General features: G+C 69.1%; 21 protein-coding genes and 3 pseudogenes. 6 read left to right on the top strand and 18 right to left on the bottom strand.

What is annotated here, in order from left to right:
* Positions 1-63 precede the first annotated feature (63 nt).
* The 12 genes from OH809_RS06935 to OH809_RS06990 all read right to left on the bottom strand — a co-directional run bounded on the left by OH809_RS06935 (position 64) and on the right by OH809_RS06990 (position 15,436).
* Positions 64-3,777, bottom strand: coding sequence for a ThuA domain-containing protein (locus tag OH809_RS06935; protein ID WP_406423219.1), 3,714 nt, complete (start codon positions 3,775-3,777; stop codon positions 64-66).
* A gap of 391 nt (positions 3,778-4,168) precedes the next feature.
* A complete protein-coding gene (locus OH809_RS06940; RefSeq protein WP_366136284.1) occupies positions 4,169-5,173 on the bottom strand; it encodes a sugar phosphate isomerase/epimerase family protein in 1,005 nt (334 codons plus the stop codon).
* Positions 5,174-5,185: 12 nt separating this feature from the next.
* The gene (locus OH809_RS06945; protein WP_406423218.1) at positions 5,186-6,415 is read right to left on the bottom strand and encodes a Gfo/Idh/MocA family protein; all 1,230 of its coding nucleotides are present in this window, start codon (positions 6,413-6,415) and stop codon (positions 5,186-5,188) included.
* Positions 6,416-6,485: 70 nt separating this feature from the next.
* Positions 6,486-7,523, bottom strand: a complete 1,038-nt coding sequence (locus OH809_RS06950; RefSeq protein ID WP_406423217.1) for a substrate-binding domain-containing protein — start codon at positions 7,521-7,523, stop codon at positions 6,486-6,488.
* Between the two features lie 102 nt (positions 7,524-7,625).
* Positions 7,626-8,675 (bottom strand): ABC transporter permease, encoded by a 1,050-nt coding sequence (locus OH809_RS06955; protein WP_406423216.1) that lies wholly within the window; start codon positions 8,673-8,675, stop codon positions 7,626-7,628.
* Positions 8,672-10,198 carry a sugar ABC transporter ATP-binding protein gene (locus OH809_RS06960; RefSeq protein ID WP_406423215.1) on the bottom strand — a complete coding sequence of 509 codons (1,527 nt, stop codon included), beginning with the start codon at positions 10,196-10,198 and terminating at the stop codon, positions 8,672-8,674. Before OH809_RS06960 ends, OH809_RS06955 begins: the two co-directional genes overlap by 4 nt.
* 165 nt (positions 10,199-10,363) lie before the next feature.
* Positions 10,364-11,545, bottom strand: a complete 1,182-nt coding sequence (locus OH809_RS06965) for an ROK family protein (RefSeq protein WP_406425330.1) — start codon at positions 11,543-11,545, stop codon at positions 10,364-10,366.
* 205 nt (positions 11,546-11,750) lie between these two features.
* A complete protein-coding gene (locus tag OH809_RS06970) occupies positions 11,751-12,410 on the bottom strand; it encodes an NUDIX domain-containing protein (RefSeq protein ID WP_406423214.1) in 660 nt (219 codons plus the stop codon).
* Positions 12,407-12,784, bottom strand: a complete 378-nt coding sequence (locus OH809_RS06975; protein ID WP_406423213.1) for a DUF4406 domain-containing protein — start codon at positions 12,782-12,784, stop codon at positions 12,407-12,409. The genes OH809_RS06970 and OH809_RS06975 overlap by 4 nt, the downstream gene beginning before the upstream one ends.
* A 26-nt stretch (positions 12,785-12,810) precedes the next feature.
* Entirely contained in the window at positions 12,811-13,596 is a 786-nt protein-coding gene (locus OH809_RS06980; protein WP_345511187.1) for a DeoR/GlpR family DNA-binding transcription regulator, read from the bottom strand.
* 138 nt (positions 13,597-13,734) lie between these two features.
* Positions 13,735-14,412, bottom strand: a complete 678-nt coding sequence (locus tag OH809_RS06985; RefSeq protein WP_406423212.1) for a GntR family transcriptional regulator — start codon at positions 14,410-14,412, stop codon at positions 13,735-13,737.
* Between the two features lie 67 nt (positions 14,413-14,479).
* Positions 14,480-15,436: a beta-ketoacyl-ACP synthase III gene (locus OH809_RS06990; protein ID WP_406423211.1), complete on the bottom strand. Its 957-nt coding sequence runs from the start codon at positions 15,434-15,436 to the stop codon at positions 14,480-14,482.
* A 211-nt stretch (positions 15,437-15,647) separates the two neighbouring features.
* Here OH809_RS06990 and OH809_RS06995 point away from each other — a divergent pair.
* The 3 genes and pseudogenes from OH809_RS06995 to fdhD form a co-directional block, all read left to right on the top strand.
* Positions 15,648-15,782, top strand: a pseudogene (locus OH809_RS06995) (2-dehydropantoate 2-reductase N-terminal domain-containing protein); the annotation flags it as partial.
* Positions 15,778-15,995 (top strand): annotated as a pseudogene (locus OH809_RS07000) (Fe-S-binding domain-containing protein); the annotation flags it as partial. The pseudogenes OH809_RS06995 and OH809_RS07000, both read left to right, overlap by 5 nt.
* 5 nt (positions 15,996-16,000) lie before the next feature.
* Entirely contained in the window at positions 16,001-16,849 is an 849-nt protein-coding gene (gene fdhD, locus OH809_RS07005) for a formate dehydrogenase accessory sulfurtransferase FdhD (RefSeq protein ID WP_406423210.1), read from the top strand.
* Positions 16,850-17,048: 199 nt separating this feature from the next.
* On the opposite strand, the gene OH809_RS07010 is transcribed toward fdhD, so the two are convergent.
* Positions 17,049-18,095 (bottom strand): bile acid:sodium symporter family protein, encoded by a 1,047-nt coding sequence (locus OH809_RS07010; protein ID WP_406423209.1) that lies wholly within the window; start codon positions 18,093-18,095, stop codon positions 17,049-17,051.
* 108 nt (positions 18,096-18,203) lie between these two features.
* On the opposite strand from OH809_RS07010, the gene OH809_RS07015 reads away from it, so the two are divergent.
* The 3 genes and pseudogenes from OH809_RS07015 to OH809_RS07025 form a co-directional block, all read left to right on the top strand.
* Positions 18,204-19,115 carry a LysR family transcriptional regulator gene (locus OH809_RS07015; protein ID WP_406425329.1) on the top strand — a complete coding sequence of 304 codons (912 nt, stop codon included), beginning with the start codon at positions 18,204-18,206 and terminating at the stop codon, positions 19,113-19,115.
* 342 nt (positions 19,116-19,457) lie between these two features.
* Positions 19,458-21,257 carry an AMP-dependent synthetase/ligase gene (locus tag OH809_RS07020; protein WP_406423208.1) on the top strand — a complete coding sequence of 600 codons (1,800 nt, stop codon included), beginning with the start codon at positions 19,458-19,460 and terminating at the stop codon, positions 21,255-21,257.
* Positions 21,258-21,643: 386 nt separating this feature from the next.
* Positions 21,644-21,856: pseudogene (locus OH809_RS07025) on the top strand (citrate/2-methylcitrate synthase); the annotation flags it as partial.
* 189 nt (positions 21,857-22,045) lie between these two features.
* On the opposite strand, the gene OH809_RS07030 reads toward OH809_RS07025, so the two are convergent.
* The 5 genes from OH809_RS07030 to OH809_RS07050 all read right to left on the bottom strand — a co-directional run bounded on the left by OH809_RS07030 (position 22,046) and on the right by OH809_RS07050 (position 26,699).
* Positions 22,046-22,795, bottom strand: a complete 750-nt coding sequence (locus OH809_RS07030; protein ID WP_406423207.1) for an ATP-binding cassette domain-containing protein — start codon at positions 22,793-22,795, stop codon at positions 22,046-22,048.
* Positions 22,792-23,169, bottom strand: coding sequence for a hypothetical protein (locus OH809_RS07035; protein WP_406423206.1), 378 nt, complete (start codon positions 23,167-23,169; stop codon positions 22,792-22,794). The genes OH809_RS07030 and OH809_RS07035 overlap by 4 nt, the downstream gene beginning before the upstream one ends.
* A gap of 206 nt (positions 23,170-23,375) precedes the next feature.
* Positions 23,376-24,665: a magnesium transporter gene (locus OH809_RS07040; RefSeq protein ID WP_406423205.1), complete on the bottom strand. Its 1,290-nt coding sequence runs from the start codon at positions 24,663-24,665 to the stop codon at positions 23,376-23,378.
* A gap of 59 nt (positions 24,666-24,724) precedes the next feature.
* On the bottom strand, positions 24,725-25,111 hold the full coding sequence (locus OH809_RS07045; RefSeq protein WP_406423204.1) for a hypothetical protein: 387 nt from the start codon (positions 25,109-25,111) through the stop codon (positions 24,725-24,727).
* Between the two features lie 523 nt (positions 25,112-25,634).
* Entirely contained in the window at positions 25,635-26,699 is a 1,065-nt protein-coding gene (locus OH809_RS07050; RefSeq protein WP_406423203.1) for a hypothetical protein, read from the bottom strand.
* Positions 26,700-26,773: the final 74 nt, after the last annotated feature.

Consider the following 26,773-nt stretch of genomic DNA (forward strand, 5'->3'; position numbering starts at 1 on the left):
TGAGGGGTGACGGCGGGCGAGGTAGGGCCTTTGCCCCGCCCGCCGTCGGACTGCGGCTGTCGCCTAGGCGGCGGGCAGCTCCTTCAACTCGATGTTGCGGAAGGACACATGGTCGTCGGCTCCGTGGTTCTGGAGGCCGATGTAGCCGTTCTTCAGGCTGCGGACGGGATCGGTGTTGGTGAAGTCGTTGATCTTGACTCCGTTGAGGAAGACCTGGAGCCGTTCGCCCTGGACCTTGATCTCGTAGCTGTTCCACTGGCCTGGCGGCCGCAGGACCTCGTCACGGGCCTCGATGTTCGCCGCCTTGAAGGTGTAGATGGATCCCGTGGTGCGGTCGGGGGCGTCGGTGGCGTCGATCTGGACCTCGTAGCCGTTGTTCACCGCGGACCAGGGGTCGTCGGACTCCGGGAATCCGACGAAGACACCGGAGTTGTCGTCGCCCGCCAGCTTCCAGTCGAGCTTCAGCGAGTACGACCCCAGCTCCTTGGCCTGGTAGGTGAGGAGACCCATGCCGCCCTCGGACCGGAGTTCACCGTCGACGACGTTGAACTTCCCGGGGCCCGCCTGCTTCCAGCCCTCGAGCGTCTTGCCGTTGAAGATCGACCGGTAGCCGGTGTCCGGCTTGCAGTCGGCATTCACCTGTCCGGCCGCGTAGCGGACGCCGCCGAGGAGGAGCTGGCGGAAGGCAGGTTCGGCGTACGACTCCTTGGTGTGGCCGAGGCCGGTGTAGAAGGAGCGGCCGCCCTGGTAGGCCTGGCACCAGGTGATCGGGTGATCGCCCTTCATGGTGCCGCCGGTGTAGGTCGTCTCGTCGAGCGTGGCGAGAACCTTCACCTTGTCGCGCGGGTTGGTGCGGTAGTTGTACAGCTCGTCGGTTCGGTTCCAGGCGTCGTCGAGGTGGGCGGTCGCCGGGTGCTTGTGGTCCTCGACGCGGACGGTGACGGGCTGGATCGCGGGGTGTCCGGCGAAGTACGAGCCGACGAGTCCGCCGTAGAACGACCAGTCGTACTCGGTGTCCGCGGCGGCGTGCACGCCCATGTAGCCGCCACCGGTGGCGATGTAGTTCTCGAACGCCTTCTGCTGGTCGGCATTGAGGACGTCACCGGTCGTGGAGAGGAAGACGACGGCGTCGTAGCGGGCCAGGTTGGTGCTGGTGAACTGGCCTGCTTCCTCGGTGGAGTCGACGGTGATGTTGCTGGTCGCGCCGAGTTCCTTCAGTGCCGCGATGCCCGCGGGGATCGCGTCGTGGCGGAAGCCGGCCGTCTTCGAGAAGACCAGGACCCGCTTGGCGGTCCGGTCGGGGGCGCTGTTGGAGAGCTCGAAGTCGTCGACGTCGTAGAGCGCCCCGTCGCCGCCCTTGAAGACCAGGAAGAGTTCGGTGGCGTTGCCCGGGACGCCGCGCAGCGGTACGTCGATGTCCTGGAAGTTTTCCCAGCCACCGGTCACCGGCACCGGTGCGGAGCCGAGGATCTTGCCGGTCGCGGAGCCGGACCGTACTTCGAGGAAGCCGCCCGCGCCGCCGGACGAGATCCGAGCGGTGAGCTTGGTGGAGTCACCGAGGAGGTACGGCTTGAAGGCGATCCAGTCGCCGTTGTTGATGTCGCCGACCGTCTTGCCGCCGTGCGCGGCCGCCTTGTTGTACGTCCTGATGCCGGACGACTCGGTGAAGTGCTCGGCCTGGCGGTGGCGGGGCTGAAGCTGCGACTGGTCGTGGCCGGAGAGCGCGGCCTGGCCGCCGCCCCCGCCGTCGGTGTACGAGGCGTCGATGACTCCGAAGATGTTGGCGTTCGGGTCGTGTCCGCCGTCGATCTGGGTGCTGATGGTGCCGGTGCAGCCGTTGGCCGTGGTGATCGGGTGGCCGTGGCTGTCATGGCCGAGCACGAAGCGGACCTCGACCTTGGAGCAGTCGATCGTGCCGTCCTCGGGGTCGGTGACGGTCACCTTGAACGGGATCTTGTCCCCGAAGCTGAACAGCTGCCCGTCACCCGGGAGTTCCAGCTTCACCGTGGGTGCCGTGTTGCCGACGGTCACATGGACGCTCGCCAATCCGGTGCGTCCGGTGGGGTCCTTGGCGGTGACGGTCGCGGTGTAGGTGCCGTTCTTCCGGTACGTGTACGTGGGGTTCGCGGCGGTCGACGTGCCGCCGTCGCCGAAGTTCCAGGCGTACGTGAGTGCGTCGCCGTCGGAGTCCGTGGTGCCGGCCGAGGAGAACTGCACCTTCAGCGGTGTGGTGCCGGACGTCTTGTCGGAGGCGGCTTCGGCTACGGGCGAGTGGCCGCCGGTGGCGTTCTCGATGCGGTAGAGCGCGGAGTGCTCGTCGCCGCCGAACCAGGAGAGGCCGTAGTCCAGGACGTACAGCGCCCCGTCCGGGCCGAAGGCCATGTCCATCACCTGGGTCCCGGACCACGGGAGGTTGTTGATGGACTGGACGGTGCCGTCGCCGTCATGCTCGATGCGCTTGATCCAGCGCCGGCCGAACTCGCCGGCGAAGAAGTCACCGTCGTACGCCTCGGGAAACTTCACAGGCGAGTCGAGGTTCGGGTCGTAGTGGTAGACGGGGCCGCCCATCGGCGACTCGGATCCGTTGCCGAACTCGGGCACGGAACCGCCGTCGTACGGGATCCAGGCGGGCTGTGCCGGGGGCAGGTCGACCAGGCCGGTGTTGTGCGGCGAGGTGTTCTTCGGTGCGGCGCAGTCGAAGGTCGCGCCGGACGTCTTCGTCGCGAAGTCGTAGTCGACGAAGGGGTCGTTCTTCCCGGTGCAGAACGGCCAGCCGAAGTTGCCCGCCTTGGTCACCCGGGCGAACTCGACCTGTCCGCCCGGTCCGCGCTTCGGGTCGGCCGCGCCCGCGTCGGGACCGTAGTCACCGACGTACGCAATGCCGGTGGCCTTGTCGACGCTGAAGCGGAACGGGTTGCGGAAGCCCATCGCGTAGATCTCGGGCCGGGTCTTGTCCGTGCCCGGGGCGAAGAGGTTGCCCTCGGGGATGGTGTACGAGCCGTCGTCGGCGACCTTGATCCGGAGGAGCTTGCCGCGCAGGTCGTTGGTGTTGCCCGAGGTGCGCCGGGCGTCGAACGCCGGGTTGCGGCCCGGGCGTTCGTCGATCGGCGTGTAGCCGTCGGAGGCGAACGGGTTGGAGTCGTCGCCGGTCGACAGATACAGGTTGCCCTGCGCGTCGAAGTCGATGTCGCCGCCGACGTGGCAGCAGATGCCGCGCGACGCCTTGACGTCGAGAACCTTCTTCTCGCTGCTCAGGTCGAGGGTGCCGTCCTCCTTGAGGACGAAGCGGGAGAGCCGGTTGACGCCGTCGAACTTGGCGAAGTCGGCGGCGGTGCCGTTCTCCGGGGCGTCGCCCGACGGGGTGTCCAGCGGGGGCGCGTAGTAGAGATAGATCGCCCGGTTCTTGTCGAAGTCCGGGTCGATACCGACGCCCTGGAGGCCTTCCTCGTCGTGCGAGTAGACGGGGATGGCGCCGGAGACCTTGGTGTTGCCGGCGCTGTCGGTGATCCGCAGCTCGCCGTTGCGCGAGGTGTGCAGGACGCTGCGGTCGGGGAGCACGGCCAAGGACATGGGTTCGCCGGTCTCGGCGGCGCCCTTGGCGAGGGTGACCTGCTGGAAGTCCTCGGTCGCCGCCGCGTCGGACGCGGCCGGCGAGGTCGGGCCCGATGCGGCCGCACCGGGCGGGGCGCCCAGGGCGAGGGTGGCCGCGGTGAGCAGGCCACCGGTGAGCAGGGCGAGGGATGAACGGAGTCGGGGGCGGGTTCTGGTTCCGTGCACGAATGTCCTCCGGAGAGTGCCGGTTGTACGGGCGAGTGCTGCCGTGCCGTTCCGCGCGGGGACTGCCGCGCAGGTCACCGAGGGCCTGGTGGGGCTCCGGTGACGCGAGTCATGTCGTGTACACCAAGGGGACGGTAGACGGGTTCGTCCGGGGTGGAAAGCCCATGCGCAGGAGATAAGTTGAACTTTTTCCCGGGCCAGGACAAAGGGGGTTCTGAGCAGCGGGGACCGTCCCGGCGGCGCGTGTGTCGCCGGGCTGCGCAGACCTGTCCGCTACCCGCCCCGCCCCGCCGGGGCTCCGCCCCCGGACCCCGGCCCTCAGACGCCGGACGTGCTCAAAGGGCGCGATCGAGGAGCGCAGGTCCGGGGGTGGAGCCCCCGGGAGGGGCCGTCAGTCGCCGCCCCCGAATGCCGCGTCGAACGACGCAGCGGGCGGGTCGAAGTCGTACCGCTTCAGTGTGGCAAGCGCTTCCGGTGCGCCCGCCAGCCGGTCCATCCCGGCGTCCTCCCACTCCACCGAGATAGGGCCTTCGTAGTCGATCGAGCGAAGCATCCGGAACACGTCCTCCCACGGCACGTCACCGTGCCCGGCGGAGACGAAGTCCCAGCCGCGCCGCGGATCGCCCCAGGGAAGGTGCGAGCCGAGACGGCCGTTGCGCCCGTCGAGACGCTTGCGGGCCTCCTTGCAGTCGACGTGGTAGATCCGGTCCCGGAAGTCGTAGAGGAAGCCGACCGGATCGAGGTCCTGCCAGACGAAATGGCTGGGGTCGAAGTTCAGCCCGAACGCGGCCCGGTGGCCGACGGCCTCCAGGGCCCGGTGCGTGGTCCAGTAGTCGTACGCGATCTCGCTGGGGTGCACCTCGTGGGCGAACCGCACGCCCTCCGCGTCGAACACGTCGAGGATCGGGTTCCAGCGCTCGGCGAAGTCCTCGTAACCGCGCTCGATCATCCGCGGCGGCACCGGCGGGAACATCGCCACCAGGTGCCAGATCGACGAGCCGGTGAAGCCGATGACGGTACGGACCCCGAAGGCGGCGGCCGCGCGGGCGGTGTTCTTGATCTCCTCGGCGGCCCGCTGCCGTACCCCTTCGGGCTCGCCGTCGCCCCAGATCCGGGCGGGCAGGATGCCCTGGTGACGTTCGTCGATCGGGTTGTCGCAGACCGCCTGGCCGACGAGGTGGTTGGAGATCGCCCAGCACTTCAGACCGTACTTGTCGAGCAGCTGCCGCCGCCCGTCGAGATAGCCGGGGTCGGCGAGAGCCTTGTCGACCTCGAAGTGATCGCCCCAGCAGGCGAGTTCGAGCCCGTCGTAACCGAAGTCCCGGGCAAGCCGGCAGACCTCCTCCAGCGGCAGGTCGGCCCACTGACCGGTGAAGAGCGTGAAGGGACGGGGCATGCGCGGAACCTCCTAGGACGGTACGGGGGTGTGTACGGAGCTCTTGTCGGCGCTTTCCTCCACCGCTGCGAGCACCCGCTGCACCTGAAGTCCGTCGGCGAACGACGGAACGGGGTCAGCCCCTTCGGCGATCGTCATGACCAGGTCGCGGGCCTGGTGGATGAAGGTGTGCTCGTAGCCGAGTGCGTGGCCCGGCGGCCACCACGCCTCCAGGTACGGGTGCGCGGGCTCGGTGACGAGGATGCGGCGGAACCCGGCGGTGGTGGCCTGCTCGGTGTGGTCATGGAAGGACAGTTCGTTGAGGCGTTCCAGATCGAAGGCGAGCGAGCCGCGCTCGCCGTTGATCTCAAGCCGCAGCGCGTTCTTGCGGCCCGCCGCCATCCGGGTCGCCTCGAACGAGGCCAGTGCTCCGGAGGCGAGCCTGCCGGTGAACAGGGCGGCGTCGTCGACGGTGACCACCCCGCGTGCTCCGCTGTCCGCGGTGCCCGAGAGCCCGGCCGACGCGCCGGCGAGCAGCGGTCGTTCCCGTACGAAGGTCTCGGCGACCGCCGACACCCCCACCAGGAGCTCCCCCGCCAGATACTGGGCGAGGTCGACGATGTGCGCCCCGAGGTCGCCGAGCGCACCGGATCCCGCATGCTCGCGCTTGAGCCGCCAGGTGAGCGGCGACTCCGGGTCGACCAGCCAGTCCTGGAGGTAGGTGGCCCGTACGTGCCGCAGGACGCCGAGCCTGCCGTCGGCGATCAGCGTCCGTGCGTACGCGATCGCGGGCACCTTGCGGTAGTTGAAGCCGACCATCGCCACCTGGCCGCGGGCCCTGGCCCGTTCCGCGGCCTCCGTCATGGCTTCCGCCTCGGCGACCGTGTTGGCGAGCGGCTTCTCGCACAGCACGTGCTTGCCCGCCTCCAGGGCGGCGATGGCGATCTCCGCATGGCTGTCGCCGGGCGTGCAGATGTCGACGAGCTGGACGTCGTCCCGGGTGATCAGGGCGCGCCAGTCGGTCTCCGCCGCCGCCCAGCCGTGCCGTTCGGCGGCGGCGCCGACCGCCGTACGGTCGCGTCCGCAGATCGCGGCGAGAGCCGGCTGCATCGGCAGGTCGAAGACGTGTCCGGCGGTGCGCCACCCCTGTGAGTGGGCGGCGCCCATGAACGCGTATCCGACCATGCCGACCCCGAGCGTCGCCTTCGGCACGGTCGTCGGCGGCGCTGCGGCCTCCTGCTCCGTCTCTTCCCTACGGGCCATACGGGCTTCCTCCTCTTCGGTCGTTCGGTGGGCGCACGGCAGGAGGGTCAGCACCCTCCTGGACGGCGGATCAGCTGAAGCCCGTCGGCAGGTACTGGTCGATGTTGTCCTTGGTGACGACGGCCGAGTAGAGGGTGAGGCTGGTCGGGATCTCCAGTTCGGAGAGCCCGCCGATGCCCTTGCCCTGCCCCAGGGCACGCGCCAGGTCGATGGCGGACGCGGCCATCGTCGGCGGGTAGAGAACCGTGGCCTTCAGGACACTGTTGTCGGCCTTGATGGCGTCCATCGCGGACTTCGCGCCCGCGCCTCCGACCATCAGGAACTCGTCCCGGCCCGCCTGCTGGATGGCGCGCAGCGCGCCGACTCCCTGGTCGTCGTCATGGTTCCACAGGGCGTCGAACTTCTTCTGTGCCTGCAGGAGTTGAGCCATCTTCGCCTGGCCCGACTCGACCGTGAAATCAGCGGCCTGACGGGCCACCAGCTTGATGTTGGAGTAATTCTTGAGGGCGTCGGCGAAGCCCTGGCTGCGCTGCTTGGTGAGCTCCAGGTTGTCGATGCCCGCGAGCTCGACCACCTTGGCGTTCGGCTTGTCCTTGAGCTTTTCGCCGATGTACGTGCCGGCATTGAGACCCATACCGTAGTTGTCGCCGCCAATCCAGCAGCGGTAGGCCTGCGGTGAGGCGAAGATGCGGTCCAGGTTGATGACGGGGATGCCCGCCTTCATCGCCTCCAGACCGACCTGGGTGAGCGCCTTGCCGTCGGCGGGGAGGATGACGAGGACGTCGACCTTCTTGTTGATGAGGGTCTTGACCTGGCCGATCTGGGCGGCGGTGTCGTTGGATCCCTCGGTGATCTCCAGGGTCACCTCGGAGTACTTCTCCGCCCGCGACTTGGCGTTCTCGTTGATGGCATTGAGCCATCCATGGTCGGCCTGTGGTCCGGCGAAGCCGATGGTGATGGGCTTGCCGGGCTTGTCGTCGGCAGCCGGCTGATTGCTCTGCGCGGTCTGCGAATTCTTGGGCTCATTGCTGGTGCAAGCGGTGAGGAGAGCGCCCGCGGAGACGGCTGCGGTGCCGAAGAGCAGTCCTCTGCGGCTGGTTTCTGGCATGGCTGTCGAACCCTTCATCCGGTGCGTGGGTGGCATGCGGAACTGCGGGTGAGATGGGGTGGGGTGGAGTGGAGTGGGGAGAGCCCGTGGGCTGGACAACCCCTAGGTCTCCCCGTGGGCCGAGGTGCGGCGCTGAACCAGGACGGCGGCGACGATGATCGCGCCCTTGGCGATCTGCTGGACATCGCTCTGCAGATTGTTGAGCGCGAAGATATTGGTGATGGTGGTGAAGACGAGGACACCGAGGACGGAGCCGACGATGGTGCCGCGTCCACCACTGAGCAGGGTGCCACCGATGATCGCGGCGGCGATGGCGTCGAGTTCGTACAGGTTGCCGTTGGTGTTCTGTCCCGAGCCGGACAGGATGATCAGCATGAAGGCGGCGATGCCGCAGCAGAGCCCGGAGAGCAGATACAGGTAGAGCCGCTGCCGCCGTACATCGATCCCCGCCAGGCGGGCCGCTTCCGCGTTGCCTCCGACCGCGACCGTGCGGCGTCCGAACGTCGTCCGGTTCAGCACCAGCCAGCCGATGCCGGTGACCGCGGCGAAGACCATGACCAGTGGCGGGATGCCGAGGACGTACGAGTCGGGCAGCCCCAGGTCGAGGACCGACTGGACGGTGACGATCTGTGTCTTGCCGTCGGTGATCAGCAGGGCGAGACCGCGGGCCGAGGCGAGCATGGCCAGCGTCGCGATGAACGGCACCAGCCTCCCGTACGCGATCAGCAGCCCGTTGACGAGTCCGGCGCCCAGGCCGACGAGCACAGCGGTGAAGAGGATCCCCGCGAAGCCGTACTCCTGGGTGGCGAGGGTGGTCGCCCATACCGAGGCGAGCGCGACCATCGCGCCGACCGACAGATCGATGCCGCCGCTGGTGATGACGAACGTCATGCCGACGGTGACGACGCCGATGACGGACGACTGGGTCAGGATCAGCTGCAGATTCCCGGTGTCCAGGAAGGCGTCGGGCTCGGTGATGCCGCCGACGGCGATCAGTACCGCGAGGACGCCGAGCAGCGACAGGTTGCGGACGTCCGCGCGCACCCCGAGGGCGCGCAGTCCGCCGCCCTTCGAGGGCGGCAGCGCGGCGGGGGCGGGCGGGGCCGCCTTGTCCGGCCCACCGTGCTGCGCCGAGGAGACGGGCTGAGTCATGACGTCGGGCTCCCTTGCATCACGAGGTCGAGTACGCGGTGCTCGTCGAGCTCCCGGGCGTCCGCCGTATGCACGACGCGGCCCTCGCGGAGCACCAGCACCCGGTCGGCGAGGCCCAGCACTTCGGGCACTTCGCTGGAGACCAGCAGAACGGCCAGGCCTTCGTCGGCCAGCCGGCGGATCACGGCGTAGAGCTCGGCGCGGGCGCCGACGTCGACACCGCGGGTCGGTTCGTCGAGCAGCAGCACCCGGCAGCCGCGCAGCAGCCAGCGGGCCAGGACGGCCTTCTGCTGGTTGCCGCCGGAGAGGGTGCGGACGGGGGTGTCCGGGTTGTCGGGGCGCAGCGAGAGTTCGCGGGTGGCGGCGCGGGCCGCCCGGCGCTCGGCTCCGCGGTCGAGCCAACCGGCCCGGGAGAAGCGTGACATGGAGGAGACCGACACGTTACGGGTGACGGATTCGAGCATCAGCAGGGCCTGCGCCTTGCGTTCCTCGGGGGCGAGTCCGATGCCCGCGGCGACGGCGGCGCGGACGCTGCCGGGGCGCAGCGGCCGCCCGCCGACGAGGACCCGGCCCGCGCTCGGCCGGCGGGCTCCGTAGATCGTCTCCAGGATCTCGGAGCGACCCGATCCGACGAGTCCGGCGAGCCCGACGATCTCGCCGGGCCGCAGTTCCAGGTCGACGGGGGCGAACTCACCTTCCCTGGCGAGTCCTTCGACGGTGAGCACGGGGTCCTGCCGGGTGTCCTCCGCGGGAGCCCCGGGGCGCTGCGGGAAGACGTACTCGACATTGCGGCCGGTCATCATGGCAACGATGTCGGGCGTAGGGGTGGACTCGGCGGGCAGCCCGACGGCGACGGCCCGCCCGTCCTTGAGCACGGTCACCCGGTCGCCGATCCGGCGGATCTCCTCCAGACGGTGGGAGATGTAGACGACGGCGACCCCGTCGGCGGTGAGCCCGGCGACGATACGGAAGAGGTTGGCGACCTCGTCGGGGTCGAGGGCGGCGGACGGCTCGTCCATGACGATGAGCCGTACGTCGTGGGAGAGCGCCCGCGCCATGGAGACGATCTGCTGCTGGGCGGCGGAGAGCGCGCCGACAGGACGGGCGGGATCGATCTCGGGGTGGCCGAGGCGCTTCAGCAGTGCGGCGGCAGCCGCGCGTCCTTCGCGGGTGCGGACGACGAAGCGGGCGGCGGTGGGTTCGTGGCCGAGGAAGATGTTCTCGGCGACCGAGAGGCCTTCGACCAGGTCGAGTTCCTGGTAGATGGTGGCGATGCCGAGACGCATGGCGGCGATCGGCGACTTGAGCGAGACGGGTGCGCCGCGCCAGGTGATCTCGCCGCCGTCGGGCTGGTGGGCCCCGGCGAGCACCTTGATGAGGGTGGACTTGCCGGCGCCGTTCTGCCCGAGCAGACAGTGGACTTCGCCGGCCTGGACCTCCAGGTCCACGCCGTCGAGGGCGCGCACGCCGGGGAACGACTTGGTGATGCCGGACATGGTGAGCAGGGGTGGTTCTGGTGCCATGACAAATCCCCTCGGCGAATGGGATCTCCCCCTGCTCGAGCGAAGCCGAGAGCTTGGGGAAGGGCCGGTGAGCGGGCAGGGCGCAGTGCTGTTCCGGGGGTCACCCCCCGGACCCCCCGGCCGGAAGAGGCGGGAGGCGGTTCGGTGGTGCGTACCGGTCGAGGATCAGGCCGGTGAGAACAGGTGGTCGCTGATGAGCCGGGCGGCGCCGATCACTCCGGCGGCCGGCCCCAACTCACCCAGCACGATGGGGAGGTTGCCGGTGGCCAGCGGCAGGGACTGCCGGTAGACCTGGGTCCGGACGCTGGCGAGGAGCGTGTGGCCGAGGCCGGTCACACCGCCGCCGATCACCACCAGTCCGGGGTTGAAGAAACTGACGAGTCCGGCGATGACCTGGCCGACCCGGTTGCCGCCCTCGCGGATCAGGTCGAGCGAGGTGGCGTCACCGGCGGCCGCGGCGGCGGCCACATCGGCGGCGGTGAGTTTCCCGGCCGCCTCCAGCCGGGCGGCGAGCTCCTGCGACTGTCCCGCGCGCGCCGCGTCCTCGGCGTCGCGGGCCAGCGCGGCGCCGCTGAAGTGGGCTTCCAGGCAGCCCCGGTTGCCGCAGGCGCAGGCGCGGCCGTCGGGTTCGACCTGGATGTGGCCGATGTCGCCGGCGCTGCCCGTCGTACCGCGGTAGACGTCGCCGCCGACGACGATGCCGCAGCCGATACCGGTACCGATCTTGACGCAGAGGAAGTCGCCCACGGAGCGTGCGACGCCCGCGTGCTGTTCCCCCATCGCCATCAGATTCACGTCGTTGTCGACCATGACGGGGCAGCCCAGTTCCTGGCTGAGTGCCTCGCGGACCGGGAAGCCGTCCCAGCCGGGCATGATCGGGGGTGCGACCGGTACGCCTTCGGGGAAGCGGACCGGTCCCGGTACGCCGACGCCCGCGCCGTCGAAGCCTTCGGCGAGTCCGGAGGCCCGGAGCTTGGCCGCCATGGACAGCACCTGTTCGAAGATCGCGACAGGTCCTTCGCGTACGTCCATGGGGTGGTTGAGGTGGCCCAGAACCTCCAACTCCGCGTTGGTGACCGCCACATCGATCGATGTGGCACCGATGTCGACGCCGAGGAAGCGCAGTGCGGGAGCAAGCCGGATGTTGTGCGAGCGACGTCCGCCGCGGGAGGCGGCGAGTCCGTCGGCCACGACAAGTCCGGTCTCCAGCAGCCGGTCCACCTCGACGGCGAGCTTGGAGCGGGAGAGATCGATCTGATCCCCCAGCTGTGCCCGGGAGTTGGGCCCGCCGTCGCGCAACAGCCGGAGCAGTCGCGCCTGATGCGCATTCGCGGGTCGTGCCGTCATACGTCTCACGCGCCCCTCCCCGCCACATCGGCCTGTCCGTCGGGCTTTCGAGGGGAACGTAGCAGCGGTTGCCGGGACTGGGAAGAAGTTGCGCAGGAATCCGCTACAACTTTCTCCGCATCGAGGACAAAGGCGTGCGGCGGGCGGGGCGGTCGGCGGTCGGCGCGGAGGTGTTTCGAGGCCCGCGCCGTGGCCGGGCGGGCAATCAGGAGTGCCGGTACGGGCCGTCCAGGGCCGCCCATTGCAGCAGCATGATGGTCTTGGCGTCGGCGATGGCGCCGCTGCGGACCATCGCGAGCGCCTCCGCGAAGGGGAGTTCCACCGTCGTGATGTCCTCACCCTCGGCCGCGATCCCGTACCCGTCGGCGGCGGAGGCCTGCGGACGGTAAGGGGCAGCGAAGAAGTGCAGGCGTTCGGTGACCGAGCCGGGGCTCATGTACACCTCGAAGACGCGCTCGGGGGTGCCGATGGTGTGTCCGGTCTCCTCGGCCGCTTCCCGGTGGATGGCTTCCTCGGGGCTGTCGCCGTCGAGGAGCCCGGCGGCGGTCTCGATCAGCATGCCGTCGGGATGCCCGTTGACGTAGGCCGGCAGACGGAACTGGCGAGTCAGCAGAACAGTGCGGCGATCGGTGTTGTAGAGCAGGATCGTGGCACCGTCGCCCCGGTCGTAGGTCTCCCGCTGCTCCCGGCTCCAATGGCCGTCCCTGTGCCGGTAGTCGAAGGTCGTCCGGCGCAGGACGTACCAGTCGCAGGAAAGCACTTCCACGTCTTCGATACGCACCCGCGGGTTGCCGGTCAGGTCGCGGCCGTGCCGGTCCAGGCCGGTACGGCCGCGGCGGTCGGGGGTGTCCAGGCCGGCCGTCACCGGGCGGATGGGACGTCGTCGATACGGGTGTAGATGTCCAGCCCCTGGTCCCGGGCCCTCGCTACCATCCGGTCCGCGCCGCCCGAGGGGCCGCCGATGCGCAGCACCGCGTCGCAGCGCGCCAGCAGCAGTTCGGCGATGGGGTGGAAGATCTCCTGGAATGCCGCGTCGCCCGGGCCGGTGCTTCCCGCGGTCTCCAGCAGGGGAAGGGCCAGAGCCTCGCCGGTGACCGGCAGGTGGCCGGAGCGAAAGAGCACCAGTGCGGCCTGATTCATCGCCCGCACATGGGCGTCGAGCTTGGCCGGATCGTCCCCGGTGCCCGACCGGTAGGGGCCTGCGACCAGGATCATCAGCGGTCGTGGGACAGCGGTCATGATGCGCTCCTCATAGCAAACGGTGGTCAGGCCAAGGCCGTGCTGACGCCCGCATCACGCAGGGCCGTCAGGGTCAGCGGGCCATTGGGGTGCGTGGCGGCATCCTGGGCTGCGGCGTCGGTGACGAAGGCGTCCACCGCCCCCAGCGCGGCGACCTGGCTGAACGCGCGCACCCCGAGCTTGGTCGCGTCCGCCACGGCGATCGTGCGCGCTGCCTGCGCAAGGGCGGCCTGTTTGACGGCCGCGTCGTCCAGCGAGAACTCCGACCACCCGTACTCGGCGTGCACACCACCGATGGACAGCACGAAGCAGTCAAAGGCCAGGGCCTCAAGTGTGCGCAGGGCAAGCGGGCCGACCAGCGACTGCTCCCCGGAACGGGACCGGCCGCCGACGACCAGCAGCTCGATGCCGGGCCGGTCGGCCAGGCAAACCGCCGCCTGCAGACTGAGCACCGCGACCGTCAACGGGGCGCGTTCGACCAGATGCTTCGCGACGTGCACGGTGGTGGTGCCCGCGTCCAGCAGCACGCGAGATCCCGGCTCGACCATCGCGGCCACGGCCGCACCGAGACGGTCCTTCGTCGCGGCCTGCCACGGCTCACGGGCCGCGAAGCCCGCTCCCTCCTCACGCGAACGTGTGGCGACGGCGCCGCCGTGCACCCGGCGCACCAGCCCCTGTCGCTCCAGCGCGTCCAGGTCCCTGCGAACGGTCATTTCGGAGACCCCCAGGCGATGGGAGAGCTCCGACACGGAAACCCGGTCGGAGCCCTGCACCAGTCGCAGGGTCAGGTCCAGACGATTGGCGACACCCATGACCCATTTCTAACACAGTCGTGTTTGTTTGCACATCATGATGTGAGAGATGTCGAGCTGCTCGACGATCGGGTAAAGCGTGCGGGACAGTAGAAAGGCCGGGGCGAGCCGCCCCGGCCTCTGCGTGTCAACCGCCCACTAACCCTGTTCGCGCTGGTGGTACGTCTTGCGTGTGTGCTCCGTGTGCGCCCGCATGATCTCCGTGGCCCGCTGCTCGTCCCGCGAGGAGATCGCCGCGATCAGCGAGCGGTGTTCGATCCAGGACTGGGTGCCGCGCCGACGGGCCACCGGTGTGTAGTACCCGCGGACCCGGCGGTCGACCTGTCCGGCGAGCTCGGCGAGCACCACATTGCCCGCCAGCTCCATGACCTTGGCATGGAAGGCCGCGTTGGTGGCGACGGCGAGATCCACATCGCCGTCGGCGACGGCCCGCTCGCCCTTGGAGCAGAGCTCTTCGAGGGCGGCAATGCCGGCCGTGCCGGAGTTGGCCGCGGCCAGCCGGGCGGCCTCGGCCTCCAGTAGGGTGCGGACCGAGAGCAGCTGGTCCGCCTCCTCCTTGGTGGGTTCATGGACGAACGCGCCCTGGGCGGGACGCAGATCGATCCAGCCCTCGGTGTTCAGCCGCTGCAAGGCCTCGCGCACCGGCTGCCGGGACACACCGAGGTGCCCCGCCAGCTCACTCTCGACCAGATGCTGGCCGGGGCGGAGCGCACGCGTGGTGATCAGTTCGAGCAGCGTCTCATAGACGCGCTCGCGCAGCGGACGGGGCCGTTCCAGCTTCGGCACGGCGCCCTGCGGCAGTCCTGTGGACAACATCGCGGTCCCCCTCCGGGCGACGAGCAATTGCCTATCGTCTACAGACTACCGAGCACAATGGGGAGGGTCATGGGCAACGGATCACCTGACCCGCGTACGAGAGGTTCCCGCCGAACCCGAAAAGCAGTGCCGGAACGCCGCTGTCGACCTCGCCGCGTTCCACCAGTTTCGACAGGGCCATGGGGATCGAAGCGGCGGACGTATTGCCGGAATCCACGACATCCCGGGCGATGACCGCGTTGACCGCACCGATCTTCCTGGCGACCGGTTCGATGATGCGCAGATTGGCCTGATGCAGTACCACCGCGGCGAGATCCTCGGGGGTGACTCCTGCCTTTTCGCACACTTTGCGCGCGATGGGCGGCAGTTGGGTGGTGGCCCAGCGGTAGACGGACTGCCCCTCCTGGGCGAAGCGCGGCGGCGTCCCCTCGATCCGGACCGCGCGGCCCATCTCCGGCACCGAACCCCAGAGCACGGGGCCGATGCCGGGCGCGGCGTCCGCGCCGCCCTGCGGGTCCGCGACCACGACCGCGGCGCCCGCACCGTCGCCGAGCAGGACACAGGTGGAGCGGTCGGTCCAGTCGGCGATGTCGGCCATTTTGTCGGCGCCGATCACCAGCGCACGGGTCGCGGCGCCCGCCCGGATCGCATGGTCGGCGGTGGCGAGGGCATGGGTGAAGCCGGAGCAGACCACGTTGATGTCCATGACGGCGGGCGAAGCCATGCCGAGGCGGGCGGCCACGCGCGCGGACATGCTGGGCGAACGGTCGATCGCGGTGGAGGTCGCGACGAGGACCAGATCGATGTCGGCGGGGTCGAGTCCGGCCGTGGCGAGCGCCTTGGCCGCCGCGTGTGCGGCCATCTCGTCCACCGGCTCGTCAGGGCCTCCCACATGGCGGGTCTTGATCCCGACGCGACTGGTGATCCACTCGTCGCTGGTGTCGACCATGGCCGCCAGGTCGTCATTGGTGAGCACCCTGGCGGGCTGATAGTGGCCGAGCGCCACGACACGTGAGCCGGTCATGTAGAGGTTCCCCTCGCTACGTATGGCAGGAACTATCCAGTCTTGGTGGCTACCGCCCGGTACGGGGGCACGTGATCCCACAGGATTAGCAGCCGAGGCTTGGAGGCTTGACAACACCCTTGACCCGTCAAAGCATACTGTAGACAATATTCTGTCGACTTGACATCGTCTCCTGCTCCCTCGCTCGGTCCCTTACCGAACGGAGAGCCCCGTGAAAGTCGCAGTTGCCGGCGCCGGTGCGATCGGCGCCCATGCCGGGGCCGCGCTCCACCGCGCCGGCGCGAGCCATCTCGTTGCCCGCGGGCCGCACCTGGCCGCGATGCGGCTGGACGACGTCCGCGTCCGAATTCGACATGCGGGCGGCCGGAACCCGGGACGAGCCGGCCCAGACGGAGACCACCACCGTCTGCGCCTACTGCGGTGTCGGCTGCAATGTCACACTCCCTGTGCAGGACACTGAGATCGTCAAGGTCGCCTCTCCGCACGACAACCCGGTGACCCACGGCAACCTCTGCATCAGGGCCGCTTCGGCTTCCAACACGTACAGAATCGGGTTTAACCGCCATGGGACGGGTCACCGAGCGCCGCCGCACCATCCGCATCCGGGACGGGGCGGTCTCCACACGCCCCGACACCCTCGTCGCCGAGGAACCCCTGGAGATCCGGCTGAACGGCAGGCCGCTCGCCATCACGATGCGCACGCCGGGCGACGACTTCGCGCTGGCGGCGGGCTTCCTGGTCAGCGAGGGCGTGATCGGTGACGGCTCCGATGTGCAGTCGATCGTGTACTGCGCCGGTGCGACGGCGGACGGCGTGAACACGTACAACGTGGTGGATGTGAAGCTCGCGCCCGGCGTGCAGATCCCCGACATCACGCTCGAACGCAACGTCTACACGACCTCGTCCTGCGGTCTGTGCGGCAAGGCGAGCCTCGACGCGGTCCGCACCACCACCCGGCACCCGATCGCCGACACTCCCCCGGTCCGGGTCGAGCCCGCGCTGCTCTCGGCCCTTCCCGACCGGCTCCGCGAGTCGCAGCGGGTCTTCGACCGGACCGGGGGCCTGCATGCGGCGGCGCTGTTCTCCGAGACGGGTGAACTGCTCGACATCCGGGAGGACGTGGGCCGGCACAACGCGGTCGACAAGCTCGTCGGCCGGGCCCTGACCGACGACCGGCTGCCGCTGTCCCGGGCGATTCTGCTGGTGTCGGGGCGGGCCTCGTTCGAGCTGGCGCAGAAGGCGGTGATGGCCGGGATCCCGATACTCGCCGCGGTCTCGGCGCCGTCGTCGCTCGCCGTGGATCTGGCGGCGGAGACCGGACTGACCCTGGTCGGATTCCTCCGGGGTCCGTCCATGAACGTGTACGCGGGTGAGCACCGCATCGCGCTGGAGGCGACGGTCGGCCAGGGCTGAAAGGCTGTCGGGCTACCTTCGATCGGGAAGCGGGCGGGGCAGGGCACGACCGCCCGATCAGGGGTAGCCCGACAGCCTCTGGGGTGCCGGGCCCCGTGACACGGGTCGAGGGTCCGGCCGACGGGGAGCGCCCCCTGCGCCGGCCGGTCCCGCCCCCCGTGGCATGCGCCGTCGGTGCCTTCGGGTTCGGGCCGGCGCGTCAGCCCACCGGGACGGGCGCCTCCGCCACCGCACCGCCCACCGGAGTCCCCGGGCGCTCCCGGAGTTCGTCCTGCGGATCCCGCGAACGCCGCTTCGCGATCACCGCGCACACCATCAGCTGCATCTGGTGGAAGAGCATCAGGGGCAGCACGGCAAGGCTCGCGTGCGCCCCGAAAAGCACGCTGGCCATCGGCAGCCCGGACGCCAGACTCTTCTTCGAGCCGGCGAACTGGATGGCGATCCGGTCCCCCCGGTCGAAGCCGATCCGCTTTGCCCCGTACCAGGTCAGCGCGAGCATCAGCGCGAGCAGCACCGCCTCGGCGGCCAGCAGCGCACCGAGCCTCACCGGGGTGACCTGGTGCCAGATGCCGGCGACCATGCCCTCGCTGAATGCCGTATAGACGACCAGCAGGATCGAGCCCCGGTCGACGTAGCCGAGGACCTTCTGGTGACGGGAGAGGAAGCCGCCGATCCAGCGGCGCAGCAGCTGCCCGGCGATGAACGGGAGCAGCAGCTGGACCCCGATCCTCAGCAGCGCGTCGGCCGAGAATCCGCCGCCGCTGTTGCCGAGCAGCGCTGCGGCGAGCAGCGGGGTGAGGAAGATCCCGGCGATCGAGGAGAAGGAGCCCGCACAGATCGCCGCGGGTACGTTGCCGCGGGCGACCGAGGTGAAGGCGATCGACGACTGGATGGTCGACGGGACGAGGCAGAGGAAGAGGAAGCCGCTGTAGAGCTGCGGGGTCAGGACGTACGGAACCAGCCCCTTGCCCGCCAGTCCCAGCAGCGGGAACGCGACGAACGTGCAGATCAGGACGGTGAGGTGGAGCCGCCAGTGCCTGAGGCCGTCGAGCGCCTCGGCGGTCGAGAGGCGGGCGCCGTACAGGAAGAAGAGGAGGGCGACCGCTCCGGTCGACGCACCGTCCGCGACCTCCGCCGTGGTCCCCGACGCGGGCAGCAGCGCCGCGAGCGCGACCGTGCCGATCAGCGCCAGGATGTACGGGTCGATCGGCAGCCAGGACGGCAGCTTGAAGGTGCGGCGGCTCATGTGCTCCACGTGTCTCTCGTTCAGGTCGTGCCCTCTCCATCCTGCTCTTGATCACGGCGATCGGGAATCCGGCATACCGTTCTCACTGTCATCACGATTCGCGATAGCCTGGACGCTGTGTACGATTCCGCACAGCTCCGTACTTTTCTTGCCGTCGCCCAGACGCTGAGCTTCACCCAGGCCGCCCGCCGGCTGGGCGTGCGGCAGTCCACGGTGAGCCAGCATGTGCGGCGGCTGGAGGACGCGACGGGGCGGCAGCTGTTCACCCGGGACACCCACCGGGTCGATCTCACCGTGGACGGAGAGGCGATGCTCGGCTTCGCCCGGACGATCCTGCAGGCCCACGAGCGGGCCGCGGCGTTCTTCACCGGGACGCGGCTGCGCGGGCGGCTGCGGTTCGGGGCGTCCGAGGACTTCGTGCAGACCCGGCTGCCGGAGATCCTGGAGTCGTTCCGCCGCGACCATCCGGAGGTCGAACTGGAGCTGACGGTGGAGCTGTCCGGGACGCTGCACCGGCAGCTGGAGGCGGGACGGCTCGATCTCGTCCTCGCCAAGCGGCGGACCGGTGACACGCACGGCGAACTGGTCTGGCAGGACGCGCTGGCCTGGATCGGCGCACCGCAGCTGCGGATCGACCCGGACCGCCCGGTGCCGCTGGTCCTCTTCCCGCCGCCGGGTCTCACCCGGGCCCGCGCCCTGGAGGTGCTGGAGGAGCACGGCCGGTCCTGGCGCGTCGCCTGTACGAGTACGAGCCTCAGCGGACTCGTCGCGGCGGCCCATGCCGGTCTCGGCGTGATGGCGCACACCCGCGGGCTCATCCCGCCGGGGCTGACTCCAGTACCGGCCAGGGCGGGGCTGCCGGAACTCGGCGACGTGGATTTCGTCCTGCTGCACGGCCGCCGCCGGGACGCGGCGCAGGAGGCGGCGGACGCGCTCGCGGCGGCGATCCTGGCGGGCGGGGACCGGCTGATCCGTGGCGTCGGCGGAATCAGCGCGATCAGCGGCCGCGACGGCGCATGACCGCACGCGCGCGGGGAGAATGGACAGCACGCGCAGGCCGCGCCCGACCGGGTCGGGTGTGGGCGGGCCCGGCAGGTGCGGACCAACGCCCCGTACCCGTCCGGAGGGGAGTGGTCGAGGCGTACAGATTCGGTGGAGATTCCGGCGCGAGCTACTTGCTCCACCGTCAGAAGCGCGCCCGGGCCTGGCCCATCTGGCCGGATATCTGTGGCTGACCTGTGCAGATGGCACGCTTACCGGTCGTTCCGGGCCCTCCCGCCGAGCCACCTGGTGGGGTAGCGTCACGGCGCTGTGCGGAGCGCCACAAGGAGCAGGTCATTGCGCGAGTTCACTGTCCCCCCCATGGCGGTCGCGCCCCAGGTAGGCGGGCTGGCCGATGCCGTCTTCGACTATGCGGAGGAGGATCCGCACCGCGTCGCGCTGGGTCGGAAGGACGCGGACGGACGCTGGCGTGATGTCACCGCGGCGACGTTCCGCGACGAGGTGCTCGCGCTCGCCAAGGGGCTGATCGCCCACGGTGTCCGGTTCGGCGACCGGGTCGCCCTGATGGCGCGTACCCGTTACGAGTGGACGCTCTTCGACTTCGCGCTGTGGACGATCGGTGCCCAGTCCGTGCCGGTCTATCCGACGTCCTCCGCCGAGCAGGTCTTCTGGATGCTGCACGACGCCGAGGTGTCCGCGATCATGGTCGAGCACGAGGACCATGCGATGACGATCGCCTCGGTGATCGACCGGCTGCCCCAGCTGAAGCGGCTCTGGCAGCTGGACTCGGACGCGGTGACCGAGCTGGTCGAGGCGGGCGTGCGTGTCGAGGACGAGGTGGTGCACAGGCACCGGCGGGCGGTGACGCCCGATTCGGTGGCGACCGTCATCTACACGTCCGGCACCACGGGCCGCCCCAAGGGCTGCGTGATCACGCATGCCAACTTCATGTTCGAGACGGACACGATGGCGTCGCGCTGGGAGTCGGTCTTCCACTCCAAGCCGGGCGACGAGGCCGCCACGCTCCTCTTCCTGCCGCTGGCGCATGTCTTCGGCCGGATGGTCGAGATCTCGGCGGTCCGCGGCCGGGTGAAGCTCGGCCATCAGCCGGAGCTGTCGGCGAAGGCGCTCATGCCGGACCTGGTGTCCTTCCGGCCGACATTCATCCTCGCGGTTCCGTACATCTTCGAGAAGGTCTTCAACGGCGCCCGGCGCAAGGCCGAGGCGGAGGGCAGGATCGGGCCCTTCGACAAGGCCGTGGACGTAGCGGTGAAGTACGCGGAGGCGATGGAGCACCGGGCGTTCGGGACCGGCCCCGGCCCTTCCGCGGGTCTGCGGATGCAGCACCAGTTCTTCGACAAGGTCGTGTACAAGAAGGTCCGCGACGCGATGGGCAGCCGGGTCCGGCACGCCATGTCGGGCGGTTCGGGGATGGAGCGGCGGCTCGGTCTGTTCTTCGAGGGCGCGGGCGTCACGGTGTACGAGGGGTACGGACTGAGCGAGTCCACGGCGGCGGCCACCGCCAATCCGCCGGAGCGCACCCGGTACGGCACGGTCGGGCAGCCGATCCCCGGCACCACCGTGCACATCGCCGACGACGGCGAGGTGTGGGTGCACGGCGCCAATGTCTTCGGCGGCTACCTGGGCAACCCGCAGGCCACCGCCGCGGCGCTGCACGACGGCTGGCTGGCCACCGGCGACCTGGGTGCGCTCGACGAGGACGGCTATCTGACGATCACCGGGCGGAAAAAGGAAATCCTGGTGACATCGAGCGGCAAGAGCGTGTCGCCGGCCGGTCTGGAGGAGCGGGTGCGGGCCCATCCGCTGGTGGCGCAGTGCATCGTGGTCGGCAACGACCGGCCGTACATCGCGGCGCTGGTGACCGTGGACCAGGAGTCCGTGGACCACTGGCTCACCATGCAGGGGCGGCCGCCGATGAACGCGGCGGACCTGGTGCGGGACCCGGATCTGGAGATGGAGGTCAGGCGGGCGGTGGTGGCCGCCAACACGGCGGTGTCGCAGGCCGAGTCGATCCGTACCTTCCGGATCCTTGCGCATCAGTTCACCGAGGAGCACGGTCTGCTGACCCCGTCGCTGAAGCTGAAGCGGAAGGCGATCGAGGCGGCGTACGCGGTCGAGGTGGACGCGCTGTACCGCTGAGACAGGGCCGTGCCGCCCCGCCGGAGGTGAACTCGCTCCGGCAGGACGGCACATGGACAGAGCCCGCTACGTGATCGAGATGCGGAACAGCTTGTCCGCACCGTCCGGTTCGCCTCCGTTGTTTTCGCAGTTGGTGGTGGAGAGCCAGAGCTGGCCCCGGCCCGGCACCTTGGTGACCGTGCACAGCCGGCCGTACGTTCCGATGTGGTACGCGGTCGGTGTGCCGAGATTCTCGGTGCCACCGGTGATCGGGGCCCGCCAGAGCTGCTCGCCCTGTCAAAGGCAGCCACTTGTCAGCCACACCCAGCTCCCCTGGGTGTCCTCACCCTACGAACGGGAGGACCAACCCGTTCAAGAAGGTAGAGCCATTTGTCCCCGGGCCGGTCTGGGCGGCGATCGTGCTGGATTTCGCCGAGGTCCCGGCGCACATGTTCACGTCGATGTTCAGCTGCGCCCGTACGGCGGGCTGGTCGGCGCACATCCTGGAGCAGAAGCGGACGGGCAGACTGGTGCGCCCCTCGGCGAAGTACGTCGGTCCGGGTGCGCGAGACCCGCGCGAGATCCCGGGGTACGAGCAGCTCGGGGCCCCGGCGAACTGACGGACGCGGGGGCGCCTCCGCACTCTCCCGGCGACCCGCAGGGATGGTTCGGGCGGCGCCCCGACTGTTCCGGCTCCAGCGTCGGGGCCATGTCGCACACGATGCATGAGTTCGACCTCTACGCGGACGTCGAAGACGGGCGCCCGGACGGCACCCTCCCCGCTCAACATCCTGAACGCGCCGACCTGCTCACCGCGAACCGTCGAGGCGCATGAGGGCGGAGTACGCCGACTCCGCTCTCCGCCCGGGGGCAGCCTCCGGGCGGGCATGGTCAAGGAAACTCTGGGTCCCGCCGTGGTGGCGCACCCTCCCGGACTCCATGAGGGTGATGGTGTCGGCCGAGTCGGCCAGATCGATCACGTCGTGGGTCGACATCAGTACCGGGGTACTCGCCGCGACTTCCCCCAGGACATCACGGAACACGGAACGCTGGTGAGGGTCGAGACCTGCTGTCGGTTCGTCCAGCAGGATGACGCGGGCGTCGTGGGCGAGGGCACAAGCGATGCCGACACGCCGGAGTTGTCCCCCGGAGAGACTGGCCGTCTTCTGCCCGGACTGTTCGGCGAGGCCGACCTGTTCAAGGGCGGTGCTGGCTCGCGCCCACGCGTGGGCGCGGTTCTCGCCCTTGAGCCAGGCAATGTATGCCACGTACTCGCGAGCGGTCAGTTGCGGAGACGTGGGTACCCGTTGGGGAAGCCAGGCCACGTGGCGGCGGAATTCACGGGTGGTGGAGGTGACGTTCGAATCGCTGAACAGGACTCTGCCTGCTGTCGGCTCGACCGTCCCTGCGAGAAGGGCCAGCGTCGTGGACTTTCCCGCTCCATTGGGGCCGAGCAAGATCGTCAGACCTTGGTCGGGCACCTCGTAGGTGAATTGGGAGAGGACAGGACGCAGCCTGCGGCGGTAGGTGAAAGTGACGCGGTCAAGCACGAGTGTCATCGGTCGGTCCTTGGCACGAGGCAGGTGAGGAGAACAAGCCCCGTCAGGAAGACGAGGGCGGCGCCCGTCGCGGCGTGGGCGACGTCGGCCTTCTCGGTGACGATTACCCAGGGATAAGGGTCGTTGACATGTCTGCCCCCGGTGAACATGGCGAGGATCATCCAGAACACAGGCACGAGGACTGCTCGGTGCTTGAGGAGAGGCCAACTTCCGAGGGTGAGACCGCAGAAGAGCAGATTGTTGCGCGCGGCTGTCCACATCGCGTCCGAGTCCAATGGAGTCATGGCCGCTGCCGCCGCGCTGGCCAGGAGGGCGAAGCCCGTCACCAGGGCGATATCCATCGCGTCGAGCCGGCGCACAGCGGATCGCTCCATACCGGGCAAGCGTCTTTCGAGGCACGCAACGAGGGCTACAGAAGGCATAAGGGAGAAGAAGTTGCTCAATTCGGTCGGTATGGGATGGCCGCCCAGATATGCGGGGAGAACGAGGACGAGATTCGATGTGAGAGCGATGCTCAAGATGAAGGCGAACAGTGCATAGGGCAGCAGACCGAAGGCGCCTCGTTGACGCAACCACCAGATCATCCTGACAGGCCGCCCTGGCAGGAGAGCCGGAGCTGCTCGACGTACCAGGTCTTCTGTTCGTTCAACGGAAGGCCGTTCACCCTGTCCGTCTCTGCGAGGAGTTGCTCCTTGCCGTCCCCGGTCCGGAATGATTGCGATTCGCGGGAGAGCCAGGCGAGGTAGTCATCTGCTACCCCCATGGTCCGGGCGGTCCAAAGGGTGCTGTAGTGCATGGTGTTCCAGTCCGGGGTTTTGCAGGGCATTCCTACGACGGCGATTGCCACGCCCTCCCAGGCGATGCCGTCCGAGCTCCCGGCCGCAAGGTCCAGCGTCCACTTCTTCCCTACGGTATCCGGCTGTCGGATACTGGACACAGTGATATCGGTGACGCGAGTAGGGATCTCCGCAATGATTCCTTTGGCCTGCAGTTTCGCTGTCATGCCGGAAAGTGCGGTTTGAAGATCTTCGAGATCTCCGGAACCTGCGGCAGGCATGCACACCTCTGGTACGCCGCCCTCACAGGCGATCGGGGCCAGCCCCTTGGCGGCAGGAGCGAACGAGGTCCACTCCCGGGTGATGCCGTAGGCGCCGAGCAGGCCACTGCCGGCGATCACGAGGGACACCGCGACAGCACCGACGCGGATACGTCGAGGGCCGATGGCCACGATGAGGGCGAGGGCCAGGCAGACCGTCGGCAGAACGGCGGCGATCGTCATGGAGAGGGTGTACGCCTCACCGAAATTGACTTGGCCGACAGCCCCGGTCACATGGTGCGCCCACCAACTGCTCGTACCCAAGGGGAAACTGATTGCGATGAACACAGCAATGGATACGAGCGGTGCAGAGTACAACGCGTGGAGGCGTCGCCCGAGGTGGAATCCAATAGCCGCGTGCGCGGCGAGCAGGACCACAACCATGCCGAACAGCTGCAGCACGTACACGTCGGGAGCAACTCCGACGATCCACAATGCGCCCGCCGTGATGCCGGCGATCAGGGTCGCCAAAGTGAGCACGACGACAAGGATCGGCTGGACAGCAACGCGCAGAGCGGAACGTGCGGGACCCATCTCCCACACACCGAGAGTCCGTAGCCGTGTCGCCTCCACTGCAGCCAGTCCCGCAGCCGCTGCGGCGGCCAGTGGAACGGGTGCGTGTATGGCGAAGGACGCGGCCTCGGCCGGCCAGGGAAGTGAAGTAAAATGGCTCATTCTCCCCTTGGTCGTGAAAAAGACGTAGGCAAAGAAGAAGCCGGTCACCGGCAGAGCCAGCACAGCGGCGTGGGTGCGGAGTGCGGTGAAGAAGCGCATGGAGCCTCAAGGAAGTACAAGGCGGGCCGCCGTGCAGGATGCGCAGCGGCCCGGCGGGATCAGTCGGCCAGGGTCGTGTCCACGACGATCTTCCTGACAGTTACCACGCAGCTGAGGCACGTAGCATCTGTCTCGAAGTAATACGTGCCGTAAGGAAGGCCTGACTGGGTGTCGGTACTGACGGCGTCCGTACCATTGAAACAGTTGGTGAACGTGAAACTGTCACGAAGGGTGTCCATGCCCCACGTGACCAACTGCCAGCGCTCGACGCCGATCTGTTTAGTCGTCGCGGTGTAGCAGTCCTTGAACTTGATTTCGTTATAGGATTCGTCGATCCATTCTCGCGAGGTATCGTTGTCGCCCCACACGGTGCTCGCATTCGTCTCCCACGAAGCCCAGGCGGCCGGGCTGGTGGCAAGCGTGATGACCGCAGCAGTCGCCATCATGACTCCGACGTTGCGCAAGCGTCTTCCGAGGACAGAAAAACCTCCCGCCCATTCGGTTGACGAGGCCCCCCTCGAAGTGAAAACCGAACGGCTGAGCGACTGTAGCACCAGCGTCACCGGTCGTAAGTCACAAGTTAACCCAAATGACCTTCACAGTCCGCCAGTTGCGCTTCGGACCATGCAAACGCCGTACCGCCCGCTGGGTCGCGCGCGCGTTCGACCCCCGCCACAGGTCAGCCCAGAGCCTCGTCCAGCAGGGCCGCCCCTTGGCAACAACGCTGATATGCCGCGAAGTTGAGCCACTGTGTTGCCGTTTATGCTCGAGTCGGCCGTGGTATTCCCAGTAGTCCTCGAAGTCCCCGTTGTCGATGACGGCGCGGAGAAGGAGGATGGCTTCGGCGCCGGTCAGGCTCCATCTCGCGCCGGTGAGGTCAAGGCGATCCTTGATCAGATAGCGGCAGCAGCCCTCGATGACGCCGGTGGCGATCGGCCAGCCCAGGGCGAGGGCGATGTCGTAGCCGAGTTAGGGCTGTTTCGCGGTCAGGTATGTGATCGCCCTTTGCAGGCCGGGCAGTTGAGTGTCGTCGTTCGCGGTGCTGCGGGCGCGGGCGTGGGCGCGCTGGTCGGCGACGACGCGGCTGGCGTGGCCGTCCAGGACGGTGCGGGCCACCTCGGCGACGTGAGCCTGGCGGGCGGGCTGGGTGGCGTGCAGGTCGTCGGCGGCCTTCCACAGATATTCGAGGACGTGCACGAAGTCGATGACGATGTCGATGTGGACGCCGCGCCGGCCGGCTTCGTGCTGGACCCGGTCGAGCTGGTGGTTGTTGCCGTCGACCAGCACGATCCAGCGTCGTCGTCTTTTGGGGTCGCGCTGGTCGGCTTGGTCGAACATCGCCGCGATCATGTCGGCGCTGCTGTACGGGAGCGAGGCGTGGACTTCCCGGCGCACCGCGCGTGGTGCCTGGCGGTTGCGCTCGGCGCGATCGGCGGCGGTGCGCGGCAGCACGTCGGCGGCCGTGCGGGGCACGGGGGATGCGTCGTAGACGGCGGTGACGGTCGCCATCCGGCGCCGCCCTGCGCGTTCCCGGTCGGCGAGCTGGGCCGAGGGCGGCTGCGGGCCGTCGGCGGCCCGGGCCTCGGCCGTGGCGCGGGTCGGCTCGCGACGCGCGGCCGGGATCATGTTGCCGCCGGTCGCGTCGCAGCTGAGCACCAGCAACGGGGTGCCGGCGGGCACGACGGCGGCACGGTGGGCGGCGCGTTCACGATAGAAGGCGTCGATGTCGGCCGCCGCGCACACGCAGATCTCCATCAGCTGCCGGGTGCCGATCTTCTGCCCGGTGGAGCGCCCAAGTGCCGCTCCGGCCGAGCGCAAGGACCCGGAGGCCGCCTCGTGCACCACCGCGCGCTGCAGCGGGCGCGAGTACAGGTACGCGGGCAAGGACAGTACCGCGTCCGCGACGTGCATATTCGCCGCGTTCGCTGCGCGGTAGGCGATCCGGGACACCTCCACGCGCCCGACCGTGGTGGCCAGCAGGCGCCGGTGGCCGTGCTCGGCCCGGGTGCGCACCACATCGTCCGCGCCGGTCACATCATGGCGGCGCACCTCGGCGGCACGAACGATTTGACCGCCCCGGCCCCGCCGAGGTGGGGCAGGGAGGAATG

The sequence above is a fragment of the Streptomyces sp. NBC_00873 genome, from assembly GCF_045207415.1.
GTDB lineage: Bacteria > Actinomycetota > Actinomycetes > Streptomycetales > Streptomycetaceae > Streptomyces.

Excerpts from the sequence above, each read along its gene's own strand:
- OH809_RS06980 (WP_345511187.1), bottom strand. The coding sequence starts at position 13,596 with ATGGGTGTCGCCAATCGTCTGGACCTGACCCTGCGACTGGTGCAGGGC.
- OH809_RS07045 (WP_406423204.1), bottom strand. The coding sequence starts at position 25,111 with ATGATGGCGACTGCTGCGGTCATCACGCTTGCCACCAGCCCGGCCGCC.
- fdhD (WP_406423210.1), top strand. The coding sequence starts at position 16,001 with ATGGGACGGGTCACCGAGCGCCGCCGCACCATCCGCATCCGGGACGGG.
- OH809_RS06965 (WP_406425330.1), bottom strand. The coding sequence starts at position 11,545 with ATGACGGCACGACCCGCGAATGCGCATCAGGCGCGACTGCTCCGGCTG.
- OH809_RS07040 (WP_406423205.1), bottom strand. The coding sequence starts at position 24,665 with ATGCGCTTCTTCACCGCACTCCGCACCCACGCCGCTGTGCTGGCTCTG.
- OH809_RS07010 (WP_406423209.1), bottom strand. The coding sequence starts at position 18,095 with ATGAGCCGCCGCACCTTCAAGCTGCCGTCCTGGCTGCCGATCGACCCG.
- OH809_RS07030 (WP_406423207.1), bottom strand. The coding sequence starts at position 22,795 with ATGACACTCGTGCTTGACCGCGTCACTTTCACCTACCGCCGCAGGCTG.
- OH809_RS06990 (WP_406423211.1), bottom strand. The coding sequence starts at position 15,436 with ATGACCGGCTCACGTGTCGTGGCGCTCGGCCACTATCAGCCCGCCAGG.
- OH809_RS06945 (WP_406423218.1), bottom strand. The coding sequence starts at position 6,415 with ATGGCCCGTAGGGAAGAGACGGAGCAGGAGGCCGCAGCGCCGCCGACG.
- OH809_RS06955 (WP_406423216.1), bottom strand. The coding sequence starts at position 8,675 with ATGACTCAGCCCGTCTCCTCGGCGCAGCACGGTGGGCCGGACAAGGCG.
- OH809_RS06975 (WP_406423213.1), bottom strand. The coding sequence starts at position 12,784 with ATGACCGCTGTCCCACGACCGCTGATGATCCTGGTCGCAGGCCCCTAC.
- OH809_RS07020 (WP_406423208.1), top strand. The coding sequence starts at position 19,458 with ATGGCGGTCGCGCCCCAGGTAGGCGGGCTGGCCGATGCCGTCTTCGAC.
- OH809_RS06940 (WP_366136284.1), bottom strand. The coding sequence starts at position 5,173 with ATGCCCCGTCCCTTCACGCTCTTCACCGGTCAGTGGGCCGACCTGCCG.
- OH809_RS07035 (WP_406423206.1), bottom strand. The coding sequence starts at position 23,169 with ATGGAGCGATCCGCTGTGCGCCGGCTCGACGCGATGGATATCGCCCTG.
- OH809_RS06950 (WP_406423217.1), bottom strand. The coding sequence starts at position 7,523 with ATGCCAGAAACCAGCCGCAGAGGACTGCTCTTCGGCACCGCAGCCGTC.
- OH809_RS06960 (WP_406423215.1), bottom strand. The coding sequence starts at position 10,198 with ATGGCACCAGAACCACCCCTGCTCACCATGTCCGGCATCACCAAGTCG.
- OH809_RS06985 (WP_406423212.1), bottom strand. The coding sequence starts at position 14,412 with ATGTTGTCCACAGGACTGCCGCAGGGCGCCGTGCCGAAGCTGGAACGG.